At 61.3% G+C, this 20,234-nt stretch carries 20 protein-coding genes; 14 read left to right on the top strand and 6 right to left on the bottom strand.

The genetic code is table 11. The annotated features are described in order from the left end of the window. The first annotated feature begins 78 nt into the window (after nucleotides 1-78). The 6 genes from PZ897_RS19585 to PZ897_RS19560 are packed head-to-tail and all read left to right on the top strand — an operon-like array spanning nucleotide 79 to nucleotide 5,886. Nucleotides 79-831 carry a sugar phosphate isomerase/epimerase gene (locus tag PZ897_RS19585; RefSeq protein ID WP_275754437.1) on the top strand — a complete coding sequence of 251 codons (753 nt, stop codon included), beginning with the start codon at nucleotides 79-81 and terminating at the stop codon, nucleotides 829-831. A 5-nt stretch (nucleotides 832-836) separates the two neighbouring features. Then, complete coding sequence (locus PZ897_RS19580) at nucleotides 837-1,970, top strand: Gfo/Idh/MocA family oxidoreductase (RefSeq protein WP_275754436.1); 1,134 nt, start codon at nucleotides 837-839, stop codon at nucleotides 1,968-1,970. A gap of 13 nt (nucleotides 1,971-1,983) precedes the next feature. Continuing rightward, on the top strand, nucleotides 1,984-3,027 hold the full coding sequence (mgrA, locus tag PZ897_RS19575; RefSeq protein ID WP_275754435.1) for an L-glyceraldehyde 3-phosphate reductase: 1,044 nt from the start codon (nucleotides 1,984-1,986) through the stop codon (nucleotides 3,025-3,027). Further along, complete coding sequence (locus tag PZ897_RS19570; RefSeq protein ID WP_275754434.1) at nucleotides 3,024-3,443, top strand: GFA family protein; 420 nt, start codon at nucleotides 3,024-3,026, stop codon at nucleotides 3,441-3,443. Before mgrA ends, PZ897_RS19570 begins: the two co-directional genes overlap by 4 nt. Beyond that, entirely contained in the window at nucleotides 3,440-5,056 is a 1,617-nt protein-coding gene (locus PZ897_RS19565; RefSeq protein WP_275754433.1) for a glycoside hydrolase family 43 protein, read from the top strand. The genes PZ897_RS19570 and PZ897_RS19565 overlap by 4 nt, the downstream gene beginning before the upstream one ends. Continuing rightward, nucleotides 5,056-5,886 (top strand): hypothetical protein, encoded by an 831-nt coding sequence (locus PZ897_RS19560; RefSeq protein ID WP_275754432.1) that lies wholly within the window; start codon nucleotides 5,056-5,058, stop codon nucleotides 5,884-5,886. Before PZ897_RS19565 ends, PZ897_RS19560 begins: the two co-directional genes overlap by 1 nt. Nucleotides 5,887-5,915: 29 nt before the next feature. On the opposite strand, the gene PZ897_RS19555 is transcribed toward PZ897_RS19560, so the two are convergent. Both PZ897_RS19555 and PZ897_RS19550 read right to left on the bottom strand, forming a co-directional pair. Further along, complete coding sequence (locus PZ897_RS19555; RefSeq protein ID WP_275754431.1) at nucleotides 5,916-6,146, bottom strand: SlyX family protein; 231 nt, start codon at nucleotides 6,144-6,146, stop codon at nucleotides 5,916-5,918. Then, nucleotides 6,143-6,577 (bottom strand): thioesterase family protein, encoded by a 435-nt coding sequence (locus PZ897_RS19550; RefSeq protein WP_275754430.1) that lies wholly within the window; start codon nucleotides 6,575-6,577, stop codon nucleotides 6,143-6,145. Before PZ897_RS19550 ends, PZ897_RS19555 begins: the two co-directional genes overlap by 4 nt. A gap of 217 nt (nucleotides 6,578-6,794) precedes the next feature. Here PZ897_RS19550 and PZ897_RS19545 point away from each other — a divergent pair, with 217 nt between their 5' ends. The 8 genes from PZ897_RS19545 (at nucleotide 6,795) to deoA (ending at nucleotide 16,368) form a co-directional block, all read left to right on the top strand. Further along, nucleotides 6,795-8,330, top strand: a complete 1,536-nt coding sequence (locus PZ897_RS19545; RefSeq protein ID WP_275754429.1) for an ABC transporter ATP-binding protein — start codon at nucleotides 6,795-6,797, stop codon at nucleotides 8,328-8,330. Continuing rightward, the gene (locus PZ897_RS19540; RefSeq protein WP_275754428.1) at nucleotides 8,327-9,460 is read left to right on the top strand and encodes an ABC transporter permease; all 1,134 of its coding nucleotides are present in this window, start codon (nucleotides 8,327-8,329) and stop codon (nucleotides 9,458-9,460) included. The genes PZ897_RS19545 and PZ897_RS19540 overlap by 4 nt, the downstream gene beginning before the upstream one ends. A 4-nt stretch (nucleotides 9,461-9,464) precedes the next feature. Further along, nucleotides 9,465-10,436, top strand: a complete 972-nt coding sequence (locus tag PZ897_RS19535; RefSeq protein WP_275754427.1) for an ABC transporter permease — start codon at nucleotides 9,465-9,467, stop codon at nucleotides 10,434-10,436. Nucleotide 10,437: 1 nt separating this feature from the next. Continuing rightward, entirely contained in the window at nucleotides 10,438-10,830 is a 393-nt protein-coding gene (locus PZ897_RS19530; protein WP_275754426.1) for a cytidine deaminase, read from the top strand. Beyond that, entirely contained in the window at nucleotides 10,827-11,624 is a 798-nt protein-coding gene (locus tag PZ897_RS19525; RefSeq protein WP_275754425.1) for a purine-nucleoside phosphorylase, read from the top strand. Before PZ897_RS19530 ends, PZ897_RS19525 begins: the two co-directional genes overlap by 4 nt. A gap of 110 nt (nucleotides 11,625-11,734) precedes the next feature. Next, nucleotides 11,735-12,646, top strand: coding sequence for a deoxyribose-phosphate aldolase (gene deoC, locus PZ897_RS19520; RefSeq protein ID WP_275754588.1), 912 nt, complete (start codon nucleotides 11,735-11,737; stop codon nucleotides 12,644-12,646). 10 nt (nucleotides 12,647-12,656) lie between these two features. After that, nucleotides 12,657-15,047 (top strand): aldehyde dehydrogenase family protein, encoded by a 2,391-nt coding sequence (locus PZ897_RS19515; RefSeq protein WP_275754424.1) that lies wholly within the window; start codon nucleotides 12,657-12,659, stop codon nucleotides 15,045-15,047. A gap of 10 nt (nucleotides 15,048-15,057) precedes the next feature. Continuing rightward, complete coding sequence (gene deoA / locus PZ897_RS19510; protein ID WP_275754423.1) at nucleotides 15,058-16,368, top strand: thymidine phosphorylase; 1,311 nt, start codon at nucleotides 15,058-15,060, stop codon at nucleotides 16,366-16,368. Nucleotides 16,369-16,447: 79 nt separating this feature from the next. On the opposite strand, the gene PZ897_RS19505 is transcribed toward deoA, so the two are convergent. From PZ897_RS19505 to PZ897_RS19490, 4 genes are all read right to left on the bottom strand, one after another. Further along, the gene (locus PZ897_RS19505) at nucleotides 16,448-17,002 is read right to left on the bottom strand and encodes a TIGR02281 family clan AA aspartic protease (protein WP_275754422.1); all 555 of its coding nucleotides are present in this window, start codon (nucleotides 17,000-17,002) and stop codon (nucleotides 16,448-16,450) included. A 124-nt stretch (nucleotides 17,003-17,126) separates the two neighbouring features. Beyond that, nucleotides 17,127-17,756 (bottom strand): uracil phosphoribosyltransferase, encoded by a 630-nt coding sequence (gene upp, locus PZ897_RS19500; protein ID WP_275754421.1) that lies wholly within the window; start codon nucleotides 17,754-17,756, stop codon nucleotides 17,127-17,129. A 178-nt stretch (nucleotides 17,757-17,934) separates the two neighbouring features. Beyond that, a complete protein-coding gene (locus tag PZ897_RS19495; protein ID WP_275754420.1) occupies nucleotides 17,935-18,906 on the bottom strand; it encodes an adenosine deaminase in 972 nt (323 codons plus the stop codon). Next, complete coding sequence (locus PZ897_RS19490; RefSeq protein ID WP_275754419.1) at nucleotides 18,903-20,123, bottom strand: phosphopentomutase; 1,221 nt, start codon at nucleotides 20,121-20,123, stop codon at nucleotides 18,903-18,905. Before PZ897_RS19490 ends, PZ897_RS19495 begins: the two co-directional genes overlap by 4 nt. Between the last annotated feature and the right edge of the window lie 111 nt (nucleotides 20,124-20,234).

The raw sequence follows: 20,234 nt of genomic DNA, 5'->3' as shown, positions 1-20,234 counted from the left end.
TTTTCTCATTCGCATGCCCATCCTCACCGCCGCATAAGACCAAACAAAGCCACTGCAAAAACAGGAAAGTTCAAACCGATGAATTTCTCATTCCAGCTTTACAGCGCCCGGAATTTTCAGCCCTGGTCCGATGTTCTGGCGATGCTCGCCAGCGCGGGCTACAGGAATGTCGAAGGATTTGGCGGTGTCTATGAAGACGCCTCCGGCTTTCGCAAGCTGATGGACCAGAATGGCCTGGCCATGCCGTCGGGGCATTTCTCGCTTGATGCACTGGAGGGTGACATCAAGGCGGTTTTCGAAACCGCCTCGGCCCTCGGCATCCAGCGCATCTACTGTCCGAACATTGCAGCCGATCTGCGCCCGGCCGACAAGACCGGGTGGCAGGCATTTGCCGCACGGCTGAGTGCCGTCGGCGAGAAAGTTCGGGCAGCCGGCTTCGGGTTCGGCTGGCACAACCACGATTTCGAATTCGTGCCGCTCGGCGATGGGTCCGTGCCGATGCAGATCCTGCTTGAAACGGCTCCCGAACTCGAATGGGAAGCCGACATTGCCTGGGTTATCCGCGGTGGCGCCGATGCGGCGGACTGGATCGACCGCTTCGGCAGCAGGATCACCGCGGTGCACGTCAAGGATATCGCCCCTGCAGGGGAAGCCGCTGACGAGGACGGATGGGCCGATGTCAGTTATGGCACCGTTGACTGGGCAGCCATGTTTGCCCAGCTCAAGGCCGGCACGCCGGCGACACTTTTCATCATGGAACATGACAATCCCTCGGACGTCGGCCGGTTCGCCTCGCGATCACTGGACTGGTGCCGCGGCGGCACGGAGTAATGGATATGACGAAGGTTCTGGGCGTCGGCATCATCGGCTGTGGCAACATTTCCACCACCTATCTCGGGCTGGCGCCTCTGTTCAGGGGCATCGAGATTCGCGCCTGCGCTGACATCAATGCCGACGCCGCCAAGGCCCGCGCCGCCGAATACGGCATCCGCGCGCAAAGCGTGGAAGAGTTGCTGGCTGCCGCCGATATCGACCTGGTCGTCAACCTCACGGTACCTGCCGTGCATTATGCCGTTTCGGCTGCGGTGCTCGACGCGGGCAAGCATGTCTTTTCGGAAAAGCCCTTCGTGCTCTCGGTTGAAGAGGGCCGCGATCTTGCCGAACGGGCCGCGCGCAAGGGGCTCCGCATCGGATCTGCCCCCGATACCTTCCTCGGGGGGGCGCATCAGCTGGCGCGGCATCTGGTTGCAAGTGGCGCTGCCGGGCGCATCACCGGCGGCACCTGCCATGTGCTGAGCCCCGGCATGGAGCACTGGCATCCCAATCCGGATTTCTTCTTCAAGCCGGGCGGCGGGCCGATCCTCGATCTCGGGCCCTATTACATTTCCAATCTGGTGCAACTGATCGGACCGGTGACCCGCGTTGCCGCCATGTGCTCGATCCCCAGCCCGGAGCGGATGATCACCTCCCAGCCGCGCCATGGCGAGATGATCACGGTCGAGACCCCGACCACCGTGCAGGCCATCCTTGAATTTGCCAATGGCGCGGTCGCCACCCTTGGCGCCAGTTGGGATGTGAAAGCCCACGGCCACCGCCCGATGGAGCTTTACGGCACCGAGGCCAGCCTGGTGGTGCCGGATCCGAATTTCTTTGGCGGCGCGGTTGAACTGATCGGTTCAGATGGAGAGAAGGCAGATTTGCCTGCATGGGATCACCCGCTCGGGGTGCCCAATCAACAGCACAATCAGGGCATGATGGCCAACTACCGGACCGCCGGTCTGGCCGACATGGCCAATGCCATTCTTGACGGGCGGCAGCACCGCTGTTCACTCGAATTTGCCCTGCACGTGGTGGACGTCATGACCGCCATCCTTCATTCTGGGCAAACCGGCGAATTCGTTCGGCCCACCACCAGTTGCGAGCAGCCAGCCCCGCTTGGAATCGAGCAAGCGGCGGCACTCCTGAAATAGAAGGTAAGCGAACATGTGGACACCTGCACCAGACCGTTATGACACCATGAGCTATCGCCGCACCGGCCGCTCAGGGCTCAAGCTGCCGGCCATCTCGCTCGGCCTGTGGCACAATTTTGGCGGCGACACGCCGCACGAGCTCAAGCGTGAACTGTGCCGAACCGCGTTTGATCTGGGCATCACCCATTTCGATCTGGCCAACAATTACGGCCCGCCTCCCGGCTCGGCCGAAACCGCCTTCGGCGAAATCCTCAAGACCGATTTCCACGGTCTGCGCGACGAGATGATCATTTCGTCCAAGGCCGGTTACGGCATGTGGCCCGGGCCTTACGGCGAATGGGGCAGCCGCAAATATCTGGTTTCAAGCTGTGACCAGAGCCTCAAGCGCATGGGTCTCGACTACGTCGATATCTTCTATTCGCACCGTTATGATCCCGATACGCCGCTGGAAGAAACCATGATGGCGCTCGATCACATCGTCCGGTCGGGCCGGGCGCTTTATGCCGGGATTTCCAGCTACAATTCCAAGCGCACCAAGGAGGCCGCAGCGATTCTCAAGCAGCTCGGCACCCCGTGCCTGATCCATCAGCCAAGCTATTCGATGATCAACCGCTGGGTCGAGGATGACGGCCTGCTCGACACGCTTGAACAGGAGGGCATCGGTTCGATCGTGTTCTCGCCGCTGGCGCAGGGCATGCTGACCACCAAGTATCTCAATGGTATCCCCGAAGACAGCCGCGCGGCGCAGGAAAAGTCGCTCAATGCTGGCTTCCTCAATGAGCGCAACCTCGACAACATCCGCGCGCTCAACGAGATTGCCAAGCGCCGCGGCCAGACGCTGGCGCAGATGGCGTTGGCCTGGGTGCTGCGCGGTGGCCGGGTGACGACAGCCCTGATCGGCGCCAGCAAGCCGCAGCAGATCATCGATTGCGTCGGCGCGCTCGACAATCAGGACTTCACCGAGGCCGAACTGGCTGAGATCGACACCTATGCCCGTGACGCCGACATCAACCTGTGGGCGGCATCCGCCGAGAGGAAGGGGCCCTCGAGAAAATGAAAGCCGCCGCAATGCGCATAACGGGCGGTTGCCTGTGCGGACAAACCCGCTATGAGGCGAGTGGCCCGGTGCTGTTCAGTCTGTTGTGCTATTGCGTGGATTGCCAGAAGGCCTCCGGGACCGGCCACGTTCCGATCATGGGCGTGGCCAGGTCGGGCTTCACGGTGGATGGCCCGACGGTCATGTCGACAGTCACCGGCGGCAGCGGCTTGAGGGCGATCCGGAACTTCTGCGCCAATTGCCACAGCCTGCTGTTCGGAACGCCGGAGGCCGCGCCGGATTTTGTCACGATCTATGCCGGCAGCCTCGATGACCGGCATTTGTTCACGCCCCAAAAGGCCCAGTTCACGCGGACACGCCAGGCCTGGGACTCAGTGCCTGCCGGGCTGCCCGCCTATCAGGAGGCTGCGCCATGAGCCAGATCATCAATCCGATTCTGCCCGGTTTCAATCCGGACCCTTCGATCTGCCGGGCAGGCCCGGACTATTACATCGCCACCTCGACCTTCGAGTGGTATCCCGGCGTCCAGATCCATCACTCGACGGATCTGGTCAACTGGCGGCTGGTGAGCCGCCCGCTTACCCGCGCCAGCCAGCTCGACATGCGCGGCAACCCCGATTCCTGCGGCATCTGGGCGCCGTGCCTGTCTCATGCCGACGGATTGTTCTGGCTGGTCTACACCGACGTCAAGCGGCTCGACGGCAACTTCAAGGACGCCCACAACTACATCGTCACCGCGCCCGACATCACGGGCCCCTGGTCCGATCCGGTCTATGTCAATTCTTCCGGCTTCGACCCGTCGCTGTTTCATGATGATGACGGCCGCAAATGGTTCCTCAACATGGTCTGGAACCACCGCACGGATTCTGTCGGCGGAAGCCCGAAGCATCCGGCCTTCGCAGGCATTCTGGCGCAGGAATATGATGCTGCGGCCGGCAAGCTGGTGGGCGAACCGGTCAACATCTTTGCCGGCAGTTCTCACGGCCTGGTCGAAGGCGCACACCTGTTCCGGCGCGACGGCTGGTACTACATCACCGTGGCCGAAGGCGGCACCGGTTACGATCATGCCGTCACCATGGCCCGTTCGCGCGATTTGACCGGGCCCTATGAATTGCACCCCGACACCTTCCTGATGACCTCGAAGGACGCGCCTGACGCCGTGTTGCAACGCGCCGGCCATGGCCAGATGGTCGAGACCCCGGAGGGCGAAGTCTATCACACCCATCTGTGCTCGCGGCCCCTGCCGGGCGTTCGCCGCTCGCCGCTCGGGCGCGAAACGTCAATTCAGAAATGCGTCTGGGGCGAGGATGGCTGGCTGCGGTTGGCGCAGGGTGGCCGGGTCCCCGATGTCGCGGTGCCTGCACCCGATCCGGCGAGCCGCAAGCTGCCGGACGAGGCCATCCACCGCGATTTCACCGGCGACACCTTGCCCGAGGAATTCCAGTGGCTCCGCACGCCGCAACCGGAACGGATTTTCTCGCTGACCGGGTCGGCGCTCAGGCTGCATGCGCGCGAATCCATCGGCAGCTGGTTCGAGCAGGCGCTGGTGGCGCGGCGGCAGGAGCATCTGGGATTCCGCGCCGAGACAAGCGTCAGCTTTGCGCCGTGCAATTTCCAGCAGGCCGCCGGGCTGGTGCATTATTACAACCGTTACAAATTCCACTATCTGGCGCTGACCTGGCATGAAGACATGGGACGGGTGCTGACCATCCTGAGCTGCCCCGGTGACTGGCCGGATGGCAAGCTTCAGTTCCCGCTCGAACAGCCTGTTGCCTTGCCAGAAGACGGCGCGGTCGAGCTGGCAATGAATATCGATGGCGCGGCGCTGCAGTTCTTCCACAGACTGCCGGCCCAGGAGTGGCGACCCGTCGGTCCGGTGCTCGATGCCAGCGTCATTTCCGATGAGGGAGGCCGAAGCGAGCACGCCTCCTTCACCGGCGCGTTCACCGGAATGGCCGCCTTCGACACCTCGGGCGGCGCGATAGAGGCGGATTTTGACCGCTTCGCCTACATCCCGATCGAGGCCTGATGCGCAGTCAGCTTTGTACCTATGCGCTTGCCACCGGCGCGGTGCAGGAGGTTTTGGCCACCCCGCGCCTCATCGAAGCACCAAACTGGACGCCGGACAACGCATCGCTGATCGTCAATGGCGATGGCCGCATGTTCCGGGTTCCGCTTGATGCGCCGGAGCTGGCACCGATCGACACCGGCCATGCAGTTGACTGCAACAATGATCATGGCATTTCGCCCGATGGCAGCCGGCTGGTGATCAGTGGTTCCACTGACACCGGGGCCTCTTGCATCTGGGTTCTGCCGGTCACCGGCGGTACGCCGCGCCAAGTCACCCGGCAGGTTCCTTCCTGGTGGCATGGCTGGTCGCCTGACGGCAAGACGCTCGCCTATGTCGGCCGCCGCGACGGTGGGTTCGGCATCTACACGATCGGTGTCGATGCTGGCGACGAACAGCATCTGATCAGCAGGGGCGGCCACTATGACGGACCCGACTATTCACCAGATGGCGCCTGGATCTGGTTCAATTCGGACCGCGGCGGCAGCATGGAACTGTGGCGAATACCGGCAGGCGGCGGCGCGCCGGAGCAGATGACCGATGACCACCGGGTCAACTGGTTTCCCCACCCGGGTCCCGACGGCCATTCGGTGCTTTACCTCAGCTACGACCCCGGAACCGAAGGTCATCCGCGCGACCGTAATGTCGAATTGCGGCTCCTGGATCTGGCTGACGGCTCGGTTCGCACATTGCTGGCGTTGTTTGGCGGCCAGGGCACCATCAACGTGCCCTGCTGGTCACCCGATGGCAGCCGGTTTGCTTTCGTCCGGTATCACCAAGGCAACCGCTGAGCGCGCGCCGGACGCGGCTTGCCGTCAGCCTACCAGTGCGGCGGCGGCTGGTTGGCCGGCGGGCTCTCGGCGGTGTCTTCCATGTCCTGAAACCGGTCACTGAGCCGTGCGAGTTCGGCGCGCAGCTTCTCGGATTGCTTCCAGCTCTCGGTCAGCTGCCGGGACAATTCCTCGATCGCCGCCTGCTGGTGCGCCACCAGTTCCTCAAGCCGCACCATGCGGGCCTCGGTTTCCATGCGCGTCTCGTCATTCAGGTTCATTGCGTGATCTTCCCGAGTGTCGCCCGCCATTGCTCCGGCAGCGTTACCGGCCGCCGGGTGGCGCGATTGATATAGACATGGACAAACCGGCCATCGGCAAAGGCCGTCTCCTCACCATTGCGAAACAGTCCGATTGCGTAGGTCACTGACGATCCGCCGAGCCGGACCACCGAAATCCCGGCGGTGATGCGGTCGGGAAAGCCGGCTTCGGCGTGGTAGCGGCATCCCGTCTCCACAACCAGTCCGATCACGGCGCCGGTCAGCGGGTCCAGCAGGCCTGTCTCGATCAGCCACTGATTGATGGCGGTATCGAACAGCTGATAGTGCACCACATTGTTCATGTGGCCATAGACATCGTTGTCGGCCCAGCGGGTTTGAAGCTCGCGGAAAATCTTGAAGTCGGTGCGGATTGGCGGTGGTGTGCGTGTCATTGCAGTGCTTTCACCATGCCCGGCGGCGGTTCGCAAGACTTTGTCAACTGCTTTGCCGTTTATGAATGCGGAGGCTCGGAGGGAGTGAGTGCAAATTGCCATACGCGTGTTTGGCCAAATGATTCTGGACTTTGCAGAAAGAACTGTCGAAACTAAGCCAAAGGTCGCGGCCGCAAGAAGGGCGGTAATGACGAACCTGGGGAAAAAACGAGGGGCCATGAACGACATTGCCATTGAGCTGAAGGGGATCGACAAGAAGTTCGGCCTCATTCATGCCAACAAGAATATAAATCTGACCGTCCGCAAGGGCACGATTCACGGGATTGTCGGCGAAAACGGCGCCGGCAAGTCCACCATGATGTCGATTCTCTATGGCTTCTACCAGGCCGACGATGGCGACATTTTTGTGGATGGCAAAAAAACCGAGATCAGGGACCCCAATGCGGCGATTGCCGTCGGAATTGGCATGGTGCATCAGCACTTCATGCTGGTTGAGAATTTTACCGTGCTTGAAAACATCATGCTCGGCGCGGAGGAAAGCCAGATCCTCAATGCCGGCATCACCAAGGCGCGTCAGGAACTCAAGCGGCTTGAGGATGAGTACGAGCTCGAGGTGGATCCCGATGCGGTCATCGAAGAGCTTCCGGTTGGCATCCAGCAGCGTGTCGAAATCCTCAAGGCGCTCTATCGCGGCGCCGAAATCCTGATTCTCGACGAGCCGACCGGGGTGCTCACCCCGGCTGAGGCCGATCACCTGTTCCGCATTCTTGAGCAGCTCAAATCGCAGGGCAAGACCATCCTGCTGATCACCCACAAGCTGCGCGAGATCATGGCGGTGACCGACGAGGTGTCGGTTATGCGGCGGGGCGAGATGGTGGCAACGCGCGCAACTGCGGAAACCTCGGTCGAAGAACTGGCCGAACTGATGGTGGGACGCCGTGTGCTGCTACAGGTCGACAAGGGCCCGGCATCGCCCGGCAAAGTGCTCATGTCCGTGGAAAACCTGACGGTGCGCGACAGCCGCGGCGTCGATATGGTCAAGGATGTCTCCTTTACCGTTCGCGCCGGTGAGATTGTCGGGATTGCCGGGATTGCGGGCAACGGCCAGTCCGAATTGCTGCAGGCGATTTCCGGCATTCGCCGCGCCGTCAGGGGCAAGGTTGAGCTGCAAGGTCAGCCGGTTCACGTGACTGGAAAGACCGATGCCGCCGAATTGCGACGTCGGGGCCTGGCCCATGTCCCCGAAGACCGTCAGCACATGGGCCTGGTGCTGAAATTCGATCAGAGCGAGAACACCATCCTCGGCTATCACGACGATCCGAAATATCTCAACGGAGTTTTTCTCAACATCGACGCAATCCGCAAGGATGCGGCCGACAAGATCGAGAAATATGACATTCGACCGCCCAACCCACTGCTGAAAACGGCAAATTTTTCCGGCGGCAATCAGCAGAAAATTGTGCTGGCGCGTGAAATGGAGCGGGATCCGGCGGTTCTCGTGATTGGTCAGCCAACCCGCGGAGTCGATGTCGGCGCCATCGAATTTATTCACAAGCGCATTATTGAAATGCGCGATGCCGGCAAGGCAGTTCTGCTGGTTTCGGTCGAGCTCGACGAGATTCGTGCGTTGTCGGACCGGATTCTGGTCATGTTCGACGGTCGCATCGTCGGCGAACGCGCGCCGGACGCCGGGGAGGCGGAACTCGGACTGCTGATGGCGGGCGTCGAAGATACCAGGGAGGCAGCGGAATGAGCGTGCCCTATGCAAAGCTGCCCGCCTGGGTGGATTATGGACTGATCCCGCTGGTCAATCTGGCGGTTGCCTTTCTGGTGGCGGGTCTGGTCGTTCTGGCGGTTGGTCAGAGCCCGCTGCGCGCTGCCACTCTGCTGATCGAAGGCGCGTTCGGCTATGGCGAGGGAATCGGGTATACGCTCTATTATGCGACAAACTTCATCTTCACCGGGCTGGCTGTCGCTGTCGCTTTTCATTGCGGATTGTTCAATATCGGCGGCGAAGGCCAGGCCTATGTCGCCGGCCTCGGTGTGGCGCTGCCCTGCCTCTGGCTCGACCAGTTTGCGCCCTGGTATGTCGTCTTTCCGGTCGCAATCCTGGGCGCCGCACTGGTCGGTGCCTTCTGGGCGATGATACCGGGCTGGCTGCAGGCCAAACGCGGCAGCCATGTGGTGATCACCACCATCATGTTCAATTTCATCGCGTCGAGTTTGATGGTCTATGTGCTGGTCGATGTGCTCAAGCCGACCGGCTCCATGGCGCCGCAAACCCGCACCTTTGCCGACGGCGGGCAACTGCCCCGTCTCGACTGGTTGCTGGCGTCCGTCGGGCTGGATATTGGCGGCGCGCCGTTCAATTTGTCCTTCCTGCTGGCACTGGTCGCTGCGATTGTGGTCTGGATTGTGATCTGGCGCACAAAACTGGGCTACGAGATCCGCACCATGGGCCACAGCCCCTCGGCGGCAAGCTATGCCGGTATTCGCCAAAGCCGCATCATCATCATCACCATGATGATGTCGGGCGCCTTGGCCGGCATGATGGCGCTGAACCCGATCATGGGCGATCAGCACTCGATGCAGCTCGATTTCGTGGCAGGCGCCGGCTTTGTCGGCATTGCCGTGGCGCTGATGGGCCGGTCCCATCCGGTCGGCATCGTCCCGGCGGCGATCCTGTTCGGTGTGCTGTATCAGGGCGGCGCGGAGATTTCCTTTGAAATGCCGGAGATCTCGCGCGACATGATCACCATTATCCAGGGCCTCGTCATCCTGTTTGCCGGTGCATTGGAAAACATGTTCCGGCCGGCAATCACCACGTTCTTTGCCACACTGGGTTCCGCCCGCGCCGACAAACCCCTGCCAGCGGCGGAGTGAGATCATGGAATATTTCGACACCCTCATCGTTATTCTGCAATCCACCATCCGGGTTTCGGTGCCGTTGATCCTGGCGGCGCTTGCAGGTCTCTACTCCGAGCGCGCCGGTATTTTCGACATCGGGCTTGAAGGCAAAATGCTCGCCGCGGCCTTCGCCGGCGGTGCCGCAGCGTCGGTGTTCGGTTCGGCATTCATCGGACTTTGCGCTGCGGTGTTTGTCTCGGTCTGCCTGGCGATTGTGCATGGCTTTGCGTCCATCACCCAGCGAGGAAATCAGATCGTTTCCGGCGTTGCGATCAATTTCATTGCGCTCGGAGCCACAGTCATTCTCGGCCAGGCCTGGTTCCGGCAGGGCGGGCGGACCCCGCAATTGCGCGACGGCGAACGGTTTACCACCGTCGAACTGCCCTTTGCCGCCGAACTCGCCGACATACCGGTGCTTGGGTCGATCTATTCAAACCTGCTGTCAGGCCATTTCCTGCTGACTTATCTGGCGTTCGCGCTGGTTCCGTTTACCTGGTGGGTGCTTTACCGGACCCGGTTCGGGCTGCGTCTGCGCGCGGTCGGCGAAAATCCCGGTGCGGTTGATACGGCCGGAATCTCCGTGACCTGGATGCGCTACCGGGCGGTGATCTGCTGCGGGATTCTCTGCGGTGTCGCCGGCGCCTATCTGTCGATGGCCATGACGGCCGGCTTCGTCAAGGGCATGACCGCGGGCAAGGGCTTCATCGCGCTGGCGGCATTGATCTTTGCCAAATGGAAGCCGGTCAACGTCATGTTCGCCTGTTTGTTGTTCGGCTTTCTCGACGCCATGTCGATCCGCATGCAGGGCAATCCGCTTCCCTTCATCGGCATGGTGCCGGTTCAGTTCATGCAGGCGCTGCCTTATCTGCTGACCGTCATCCTGCTGGCAGGTTTTATCGGCAAGGCCATTCCGCCGCGTGCCGGCGGCGTGCCCTATGTCAAGGAACGATGACATGTCCCGTGATCTGTTTGAGGCCGCCCGGACCGCCATGGCCAGATGCCATGCGCCCTATTCCAAGTTTCCCGTTGGCGCCGCCATCCGCGATGCGGACGGCCGGATCCATGCCGGCGCCAATATCGAGGTGATCTCTTTTCCCGAAGGCTGGTGTGCCGAGACCACGGCAATCAGTCACATGATTATGGCTGGCGGACACCGCATCCGCGAAGTTGCGGTGGTGGCCGAAAAGCTGGAACTGTGTCCGCCCTGCGGCGGTTGCCGGCAAAGATTGGCCGAGTTTGCCGATGCAGATACGCTGGTGCATCTGTGTGATGCTGAAGGCGTCAGACAGACAATGCGGATGGATGAATTGCTGCCCTTTGCATTTGAAACCGAGGTGATCGGATGAACGCGGCGATCGATGTCCTCACCGACAGGCTGCATGGTCTGGAACCGCGCCATGCCATTGTCCTGGGCTCGGGCCTCGGCTCCCTGGTCGAAACGGTCGCCGACCCGGTGCGCATCCCCTACAGCGATCTGCCGGGCTTTCCTGAAAGTGGTGTTTCCGGCCATGCGGGAGAACTTGTCGCCGGCCATATCGGCAAAACCCCGGTGATCATGCTGTCGGGCCGGTCGCATTATTACGAACACGGCAGAGCTGACGCGATGCGCGCATCGCTGGTGGCGTTGCAGGGCTTTGGCGTCACCAATCTGATCCTGACCAATTCTGCCGGATCCTTGCGTCAGGAGATGCCGCCGGGCTCGGTGATGCGGATTTCCGATCACATCAATTTTTCAGGCACCAATCCGCTGTTTGGCGAACCCAGCGACCGGCGTTTTGTCGGCATGACAAATGCCTATGATGCAGACCTCGCTGCACGCATGAAAGCGGCGGCTCAAGCCACGGGCACCGAGTTGCACGAAGGCGTCTACATGTGGCTCTCGGGTCCGAGTTTCGAAACCCCGGCGGAAATCCGCATGGCGCGCATCTTGGGCGCGGATGCTGTCGGAATGTCGACGGTCCCTGAAGTCATTCTTGCCCGGTTTCTCGGAATGAAAGTTACTGCCGCCTCGGTCATTACCAATTATGCTGCCGGAATGACGGGCGGCGAACTCAGCCATCAGGAAACCAAGGACATGGCTCCGGTTGGCGGCAAACGATTGTCCGCCATCCTCACGCACCTCATCGGAGATTTGGCATGAGTCCAGGAAATGCCCCAACACCGGGTGTTGCGCGCGAGACAACGGGCTCGCAGCTCGTCTCGCTTGCGCCGGTCCACAAACGCAATACCGGCACCGCTTTCCTTCCGGCAATGTTCGAGAACATGTCGGTCAATCTGTCCGCGACCGAGCGCCGCGTTGCGACGCTTGCGACCCGGCGGACCGTCAAGAAGGCCTGGCAGGCAGCCTGGCTCATTCGGGCAATCGAATGCATCGACCTGACGACACTGGCAGGAGACGACACGCCCGGAAAGGTCGAACGGCTCTGCGCCAAGGCCCGCAATCCGCTGCGGGCGGATCTGCGCAAGGCTTTGGGGCTGGAAGATTACGATCTGAAGACCGGCGCCGTCTGTGTCTATCCGATGATGGTCGCAACCGCGGTCAAGGCGCTTGAAGGCTCGGGCGTTCCGGTGGCGTCGGTCGCGACCGGTTTTCCTGCCGGATTGACGCCGCTGAAAGACCGGCTGGCGGAAATCCGCTATGCCGTCGGGGAAGGCGCTGCCGAGATCGATATTGTCATTTCCCGCCGTCACGTGCTGACTGGCAACTGGTCGGACCTTTATGACGAAGTGCGCGCGATGCGTGAAGCCTGCGGTGAGGCTCACATGAAGGCAATTCTGGCCACTGGCGAGCTCAAGACCCTTTCAAATGTCTACAAGGCGTCGATGGTCTCGATGATGGCCGGCGCCGATTTCGTCAAGACCTCGACCGGCATGGAAGCGGTCAATGCGACGCTGCCGGTAAGTCTGACAATGGTGAGGTCGGTTCGCGACTATCTGGAATTGACCGGACAGATCTGCGGTTTCAAGCCCGCCGGCGGCATCCGCAGCACCAAGGAAGCCATCTCCTGGCTGATCCTGATGAAGGAAGAGCTTGGAAACGACTGGTTGAAACCGGATCTCTTCCGGTTCGGCGCAAGTTCGCTGTTGGGCGATATCGAGCGGCAGATCGAACATAATGTGAGCGGCCGCTATTCCTCGGCCCATCGTCACGGACTGGCGTGAGGAGCGCTCCATGAACAAGATCAGAGATATTTTGAACACCATGGAATATGGCCCGGCTCCCGAAGACGACAAGGATGTCCGCGCATGGCTTGAAAGCCACAAGGCAGGATTTGGACACTTTGTCGGCGGCAGGTTCACGCAAGCCAAAGGCAAGACATTTGCCGTTACCAATCCGGCGAACGGTGAAAAACTGGCCGATGTCGCGATAGCCGATTCCGCCGATGTCGACAGCGCGGTCCATGAAGCCGCCAAGGCGCTCAAAAAATGGCAGGCGCTATCGGGCAATCAGCGTGCGCGTCATCTCTATGCCGTGGCCCGCCATGTTCAGAAACACGCCCGTTTTCTCGCGGTGCTGGAAACGCTGGACAACGGCAAGACCATTCGTGAAACCCGCGATATCGACATTCCGCTGGTGGTCCGGCATTTCTACCACCACGCCGGCTGGGCCGAGCTTTGCGACACCGCCTTTCCCGGATACGAGGCTGCAGGTGTCTGCGGGCAGATCATCCCGTGGAATTTCCCGCTGCTGATGCTGTCCTGGAAAGTGGCGCCGGCGCTTGCCGCGGGCTGCACGGTTGTTCTCAAATCAGCTGAACACACCCCGCTGACTGCCCTCGCTTTTGCCGAAATCTGCGCGGAAGCCGGCCTTCCGGACGGGGTGTTCAATCTCGTCAACGGCGCCGGCGAGACCGGCGCCCTGCTTGCCGGCCATGACGGCATCGCCAAGCTCGCCTTCACCGGGTCGACCGAAGTCGGACGGCTGCTGCGGCGTCAGACCGCCGGATCGGGCAAGAAGCTGTCGCTGGAGCTTGGCGGCAAATCCCCCTTCATCGTCTTCGACAATGCCGATCTGGATGCCGCGGTTGAAGGTGTGGTCGACGCAATCTGGTTCAACCAGGGCGAAGTCTGCTGCGCCGGATCGCGTGCCATTGTCCAGGAAGGCATCGCAGACCGCTTCCATGACAAGCTGCGCGCCCGCATGGAGAAACTGCGCGTCGGCAATCCGCTCGACAAGTCCATGGATATGGGCGCCGTCGTTGCGCCGGTCCAGATCCGGGAAATCACCGCCCGGGTGGAGGCGGGACTCGCTGACGGCGCGCAGATGTGGCAGCCGAGCTGGGCGCAGGCGGTCACAAGTGCCGACGGCTGCTACTTCCCGCCGACCCTGTTTACAAATGTTGCCCCGTCCTCGGCCCTGGCGCAGGAAGAGATTTTCGGCCCGGTGCTTGCTTCGATGAGTTTCCGCACACCTGCCGAAGCCGTGCAACTGGCCAACAATTCCCGCTATGGCCTGGCTGCCTCGGTCTGGTCGCAGAACCTCGATGAGGCATTTGACGCGGCGCGGACGCTGAAATCAGGCATTGTCTGGATCAACTCGACCAACCTGTTTGACGCCTCTGCCGGCTTTGGCGGCTACAAGGAGAGCGGCTTTGGACGCGAGGGAGGCCGCGAAGGCATGCTCGAGTATCTGGTGCCGTCCTGGCAGAAAAAGGCGAAAGCGCTTGCCGAAAGCGAGCCGCTTCCCGCGCCGGTGCCGACTCCCGGTGGTGACACCGCTGGGCTGGACCGCACGGTGAAAATGTACATCGGCGGCAAGCAGGCCCGCCCGGATTCGGGCTACTCCTACCCGGTCACCGGCAAGAACGGCAAACACCTGGCGGAAGTCGGGCTCGGCAACCGCAAGGACATACGCAACGCGGTCGAGGCGGCACACAAGGCAAGCGGCTGGAGCGGGATGACCGGTCATGCCCGGGCGCAGGTGCTCTATTTCCTGGCGGAAAACCTCGAACTGCGGGCGGCCGAATTCGCCGGGCGGCTGGCTGACGCGGGTGCGTCTTCCTCTGTGGCAAGGCGCGAGGTCGAGGCCTCGGTTGCAAGGATCATGCATTACGCAGCATGGGCCGACAAATATGACGGCGCGGTGCGCGCACCCGACAAGCGGCTGTTGACGCTCGCGCTCAACGAACCTTGGGATGTGATGGGCATTTCCTGCCCCGATGAAGCGCCGTTGCTGGGCTTCGTCTCGTTGGTCATGCCGGCAATTGCCATGGGCAACCGGGTGGTGGTGACGCCGTCGCAGCGGCAGCCGCTTGCCGCCTGCGACCTCTACCAGGTCTTTGACACGTCCGATCTGCCGGGGGGAGTTGTGAACATCGTTACCGGTGACCGGGACAGTCTTGCCGACACGATCGCCAAACATGACGATGTCGCCGCGCACTGGTATTTCGGCAGTGCGGGGGGGACCGAACTCGTCGAGCGGGAATCGGCGGGAAACCTGAAAGCCGTCTGGGCCAACAATGGCAAGGCGCGTGATTGGTTTGACTCCTCACAGGGCCAGGGCGAAGAGTTTCTTTTCCGCGCGGTCCGCATCAAGACGGTTTGGACGCCATTTGGCGTGTAAGGGGTAGACCATGCTGACCCAGGAGATCATCCGCACCAAGCGCGATGGCGGCGAGCTCGATCCCGCCGACATTGCCAGATTTGTCCAGGGGCTGACTGATTCAAGCGTGACCGAGGGCCAGGTCGCGGCATTGGCGATGGCGGTGTATTTTCAGGGCATGAACCGCGCTGAAGCCGTGGCGCTGACACTGGCGATGCGCGATTCCGGCGAGGTTTTGTCCTGGCCGGAGCTTGACCGGCCGGTTGTCGACAAACACTCGACCGGCGGTGTTGGCGACAATGTGTCGTTGATGCTGGCCCCGATCGCGGCGGCTTGCGGCCTGGCGGTTCCGATGATTTCCGGCCGTGGTCTTGGCCATACCGGCGGGACGCTCGACAAGATGGAATCGATTCCCGGTTACAATGCGGTGCCCGACAATGCCCTGTTTCGCAAGGTGATTGCCTCCGCCGGGTGTGCGATCATCGGTCAGACCGGCAATCTCGCACCCGCCGACAAACGGTTCTATGGAATACGCGACGTCACGGCCACTGTCGAATCGGTACCGCTGATCACCGCGTCGATTCTGTCCAAGAAGCTCGCCGAAGGCCTCGGCGCCCTGGTGCTGGACGTCAAGTGTGGCAATGGTGCCTTCATGGACAATCCCGACAGGGCCAATGAGCTGGCTGGCTCGCTGGTGGAAGTTGCGACTGGCGCCGGGATGCCGACCACCGCGCTGATTACCGACATGAACCAGCCGCTGGCAAGTGCCGCCGGCAATGCGGTTGAAGTGGCTAATGCCGCCGACTTTCTCACCGGAAAGGCGCGTGATGGTCGCTTGCTCGACGTCACCCTCGCCCTGGTAGCGGAAATGCTGGTGTCAGGCGGACTGGCAACCGATGCGGACGAGGGCAGGACCCGCGCACTTGCAGCGCTTGAAGACGGCAAAGCCGCCGAACAGTTCAACCGCATGATTGCCGAGCTCGGTGGGCCATCGGACTTCCTCCGCGATCCCGGTCGCCATCTGGTGAGAGCGCCGCTGATATCAGCCTTGAGCGCAGGGCGGGAAGGCTATGTTTCGGGCTACGACGCGCGCGGCATCGGCATGAGCGTCGTTGCGCTCGGCGGTGGCCGCACCCGGCCCGGTGATCCCGTCGATCATGCTGTCGGTCTGACCGGCTTGCTCCCTGTCGGCGCGCGGGTGGAGAAAGACACGCCGCTCGCCCTTGTTCACGCAAGGAACGAGGATCAGGTGGCGATGGTGCAACGCCAATTGCGTGCTGCCGTGCAGGTAAGCGAAACCCCACCCGACCGCTCGCCGGTAATTCTTGGCCGAAAAGGGTGAAGGATGGTGCGCGGGATGGATGGCTTGAAACTGCAACGGCCAGCAAGACCGGTGCCGCCGCCACACCGGCTGAAGCGGTCTAATTGATCAGTTCGAGATTGTTGTTCTTGACCCGGTAGGACTGGAGCCGCGACATGAAACTCATGCCGATCAGGGTTGCGGTGAGCGCTTTGTCATCAAGCACAAAAGCTTCGACATTGCTGACCGAAATGGAACCGACGTTCATGCGATCCAGCACGACCAGGGCCGACCTGGCCAGGCCATTGGCGGTCTGAACCTGGTGTTTGAAGTCGGCATTGGTCAATCCCAGCCCAAGCCGGCGGGCGGTTGAGGTGTTGATCGCCACATACGTTGCGCCGGTATCGATCATTCCCAGCACATAGCGTCCATTTATCTGGAAATCCGCCGAGAAATGACCCATCTTGTTTTGCGGGATAAACGCCGAGCGGACACCGGTCGCATAATGCGCCAATGCCTGTTGCGGGGCTTTTGCCACCGCGGCGGAAATCTGCTTGTCATCGGCTGTTTCCAGGCCGACATCCTGGGAAATGAACCCCGAGATATCCTGCGCATAATAGGGCAGGCCGGAAACTGCGAGCACGGCACAGCAGACAAGAAACAGATTTTTGAACATGCCGGTACTCCCGATAATACCAGCCCATTGAACAGGTTTGAGACTAACGGTCGATGAAACGCCGCGCCAATGGCTGGAAAATCCGAAAGTTTGGTTAAAAGGGTCCAAACGCGGCGGCCGGGTCCTACTTTGTCCCATACATGCGGTCACCGGCGTCACCGAGGCCGGGAATGATGTAGCCCTGTTCATTCAAATGGCTGTCGATGGAAGCCGTGTAGATCGGCACATCGGGATGCGCAGTCTGGAACGTGCGGATGCCTTCCGGTGCGGCCAGCAGGCAAAGAAAGCGGATATTGCGGGCGCCGCGCTCCTTGAGCTTTTCAACTGCGGCGATGGAGGAATTGCCTGTCGCAAGCATTGGATCAACCACAATGATCAGACGGCTGCTCACATCTTCCGGCGCCTTGAAGTAATACTCGATCGCTTCCAGCGTATCGTGATCCCGGTACAGGCCTATATGGGCGACGCGCGCCGAGGGGACGAGATCGAGCATGCCTTCCAGCAGACCGTTGCCGGCGCGCAGGATGGAGGCAAAAACCAGCTTCTTGCCTTCAAGAACCGGTGCCTCGATCTCCATCATCGGAGTTTCGATGTGCTCCATGGTCAGTTCGAGGTCGCGGGTGACCTCATAGCAAAGCAATGTGGAGATTTCTCGGAGCAAGCGGCGGAAGCCGGCCGTGGAAGTTCCCTTCTTACGCATGATGGTGAGCTTGTGTTGCACCAGAGGATGGTTGATGACTGTAACGCCGTCCATGTTTTTCTGCCTTGAATCTGTGTCAGATGCCCCGCTGCTTGTCGAACTTGATGCGGAAAACGCCTGCGCGGTAGAATGTCTGCGCCGGCTCCACCGTGGGAAACCTCCGGGAGCGCGGCATGAACCATGCCTGATTTAGACACTTATTCCCGGGTTCCAGCAACCGCCAGATTGGATTTCAGTCAAGCTGTCCCAAGAGATTTGACCGCGTTTGCTCGTCGACGAATGCGGCCTTGATTGCAGTTCGGGTGATGCTGGTAAGATCAGCGGTATCATAGCCCCATGCATCCGCCGCCATCTGGTATTCCCGGCCCACCGACGATCGGAAATGTGGCGGATCATCCGAACTCAGCGTCACCTTGACGCCCGCGCGGCGCAACTGGTCGAACGGATGTTTGCCAATGTCCGGATACAGGCCAAGCGCCAGGTTGGATCCCGGGCACACTTCCAGAACCACGCCGGCCTCGGCAATCCGTCTGGTCAGCGCACCATCTTCGGAAGCCCGCACGCCATGGCCGATCCGGGCCGGGCGAACATGGTCCAGCGCGTCACGCACGCTCTCGGGTCCGGCGAGTTCCCCGGCATGAATGGTGATACCAAGTCCGGCATCGCGGGCAATGTCGAAAGCACGTGCGAAATCGGCAACCTTGCCGAAACGTTCTTCTCCGGCCATGCCGAACCCGGTGATCAGGGGGTGAGGCCGCGTACTGGCGAGCCTGGCTGCCGCCTCCACCTTTTCCGGCCCCAGATGCCTGATGCCGACGATGATCATCCGGCATTCGATCCCGGAAGATGCCTTGGCCTGGGCAATGCCCTCGGCCAGGCCTTCGAAATAGGCTTCAGACGACAGGCCGGCAGCGGCCGCGTGATCGGGGGAAACAAAGATTTCCGCATAAATGGCGTTTTCAGCCGCAATCGATTGAAGATAGGTCCGCGCCAGCAGCGCGTAGTCTTCGGCACTCCGAAACAGGGCGGCGGCGCCATCATAGGCTGCGAGAAATTCGGTGAAACTGGACCAGACATATTGCTGCTCCGAGATGAAACCGGAAATGTCGCTGTTGTATTTTTCCGCCTGAGCCAGCACCAGCGCCGCAGATGCGGCGCCTTCGATATGGCAATGCAGTTCGGCTTTCTTGACGGCGTGTGTCACAAAAAGCTCTTTCCATTGTCGCCGCGTGGCAGCCCCAGATGCCCCGCCAGTGTTGCGCCGACATCGGAGAATGATGTGCGCACGCCGATGTCGCGGCTTGCGACTCCAGGTCCGAAACCCAGAATCGGCACACATTCGCGGGTGTGCTGCGTACCGCGCCAGGTTGGGTCGCATCCGTGATCCGCCGTCATGATCACCAGATCTCCCGGTTTCAACATCTTGGCAAAACGCGGCAGCATGGCGTCAAACTGTTCCAGTGCCGCGGCATAGCCTGCGACATCGCGGCGATGTCCGTACAGCATGTCGAAATCGACGAAATTGGTGAACACCAGATCGCCGTCCCCGGCATCCTGTGTTGCCTTCAGTGTGGCGTCAAAAAGCGCGGCATTGCCGCTGGCCTTGCGCAGATCGGTCACACCCTGGTGTGCGAAAATATCGCTGATCTTGCCGACGGCAAACACCCGGTGGCCGCTCTCGCTGACCGCGTCAAGCAAGGTCGGCCCCGGTGGCGGCACCGAAAAATCGCGGCGGTTGCCGGTCCGGTCAAAACCCGCTTCAGCCGAGCCGACGAAAGGCCGGGCAATGACACGGCCAATGTTGAGTGGATCGACAAGCTTGCGCACGATCTGGCACAGATCGATCAGGTTCTGCAGCCCGAAGCTCTGTTCGTGTGCGGCAATCTGGAATACGGAATCGGCCGAGGTATAGCAGATCGGCTTGCCGGATTTCATGTGCTCGACACCAAGCCGGGCGATGATTTCCGTACCCGAGGCGTGGCAGTTTCCCAAAATGCCCGGCAGCTCCGCCTCCGACACGATCTTGGCCACCAGCTCGTCGCTGAAAGCGGGGCCGACATCGGGGAAATAGCCCCAGTCGAACATCACCGGCTGGCCGGCGATCTCCCAGTGCCCCGATGGTGTGTCCTTGCCCTTCGATGTTTCGGCCGCAGCGCCATGCAGGCCGCGGGGGCGGGCGGCGCGCACCCAGCCGGCCGGAAGGTTGCCCGATGCCGCGATCGCTGCTTCAGCCAGGCCGAGCGATTGCATATGCGGCAGCGACAGACGGCCCTTGCGCACGCCGGGACGGTCGGCAAGCCCGGCGGCGCATTGTTCGGCAATGTGACCCAGCGTGTCGGCGCCCAGATCGCCATAGGCTTCCGCGTCAGGGGCTCCGCCAATGCCAAAAGAATCCAGAACAAACAGAAATGCGCGCGCCATGCGAAATGTCTCCAACTGACCGGCAAGTTAGCCGGTTTGTGTCGTGATCGAAAGACCGGATCTCTCTGTCCTGGTAACCTTGTTGTAACCATGAAAGTGCATTTATCCGTC

The sequence above is a fragment of the Hoeflea sp. YIM 152468 genome, from assembly GCF_029210485.1.
Classification (GTDB): Bacteria; Pseudomonadota; Alphaproteobacteria; order Rhizobiales; family Rhizobiaceae; genus Hoeflea.
Note: the sequence above shows the minus strand (reverse complement) of the source record. Positions and strands in the feature narration are given on the sequence as shown.

Excerpts from the sequence above, each read along its gene's own strand:
- PZ897_RS19585 (WP_275754437.1), top strand. The coding sequence starts at position 79 with ATGAATTTCTCATTCCAGCTTTACAGCGCCCGGAATTTTCAGCCCTGG.
- PZ897_RS19580 (WP_275754436.1), top strand. The coding sequence starts at position 837 with ATGACGAAGGTTCTGGGCGTCGGCATCATCGGCTGTGGCAACATTTCC.
- mgrA (WP_275754435.1), top strand. The coding sequence starts at position 1,984 with ATGTGGACACCTGCACCAGACCGTTATGACACCATGAGCTATCGCCGC.
- PZ897_RS19570 (WP_275754434.1), top strand. The coding sequence starts at position 3,024 with ATGAAAGCCGCCGCAATGCGCATAACGGGCGGTTGCCTGTGCGGACAA.
- PZ897_RS19565 (WP_275754433.1), top strand. The coding sequence starts at position 3,440 with ATGAGCCAGATCATCAATCCGATTCTGCCCGGTTTCAATCCGGACCCT.
- PZ897_RS19560 (WP_275754432.1), top strand. The coding sequence starts at position 5,056 with ATGCGCAGTCAGCTTTGTACCTATGCGCTTGCCACCGGCGCGGTGCAG.
- PZ897_RS19555 (WP_275754431.1), bottom strand. The coding sequence starts at position 6,146 with ATGAACCTGAATGACGAGACGCGCATGGAAACCGAGGCCCGCATGGTG.
- PZ897_RS19550 (WP_275754430.1), bottom strand. The coding sequence starts at position 6,577 with ATGACACGCACACCACCGCCAATCCGCACCGACTTCAAGATTTTCCGC.
- PZ897_RS19545 (WP_275754429.1), top strand. The coding sequence starts at position 6,795 with ATGAACGACATTGCCATTGAGCTGAAGGGGATCGACAAGAAGTTCGGC.
- PZ897_RS19540 (WP_275754428.1), top strand. The coding sequence starts at position 8,327 with ATGAGCGTGCCCTATGCAAAGCTGCCCGCCTGGGTGGATTATGGACTG.
- PZ897_RS19535 (WP_275754427.1), top strand. The coding sequence starts at position 9,465 with ATGGAATATTTCGACACCCTCATCGTTATTCTGCAATCCACCATCCGG.
- PZ897_RS19530 (WP_275754426.1), top strand. The coding sequence starts at position 10,438 with ATGTCCCGTGATCTGTTTGAGGCCGCCCGGACCGCCATGGCCAGATGC.
- PZ897_RS19525 (WP_275754425.1), top strand. The coding sequence starts at position 10,827 with ATGAACGCGGCGATCGATGTCCTCACCGACAGGCTGCATGGTCTGGAA.
- deoC (WP_275754588.1), top strand. The coding sequence starts at position 11,735 with ATGTTCGAGAACATGTCGGTCAATCTGTCCGCGACCGAGCGCCGCGTT.
- PZ897_RS19515 (WP_275754424.1), top strand. The coding sequence starts at position 12,657 with ATGAACAAGATCAGAGATATTTTGAACACCATGGAATATGGCCCGGCT.
- deoA (WP_275754423.1), top strand. The coding sequence starts at position 15,058 with ATGCTGACCCAGGAGATCATCCGCACCAAGCGCGATGGCGGCGAGCTC.
- PZ897_RS19505 (WP_275754422.1), bottom strand. The coding sequence starts at position 17,002 with ATGTTCAAAAATCTGTTTCTTGTCTGCTGTGCCGTGCTCGCAGTTTCC.
- upp (WP_275754421.1), bottom strand. The coding sequence starts at position 17,756 with ATGGACGGCGTTACAGTCATCAACCATCCTCTGGTGCAACACAAGCTC.
- PZ897_RS19490 (WP_275754419.1), bottom strand. The coding sequence starts at position 20,123 with ATGGCGCGCGCATTTCTGTTTGTTCTGGATTCTTTTGGCATTGGCGGA.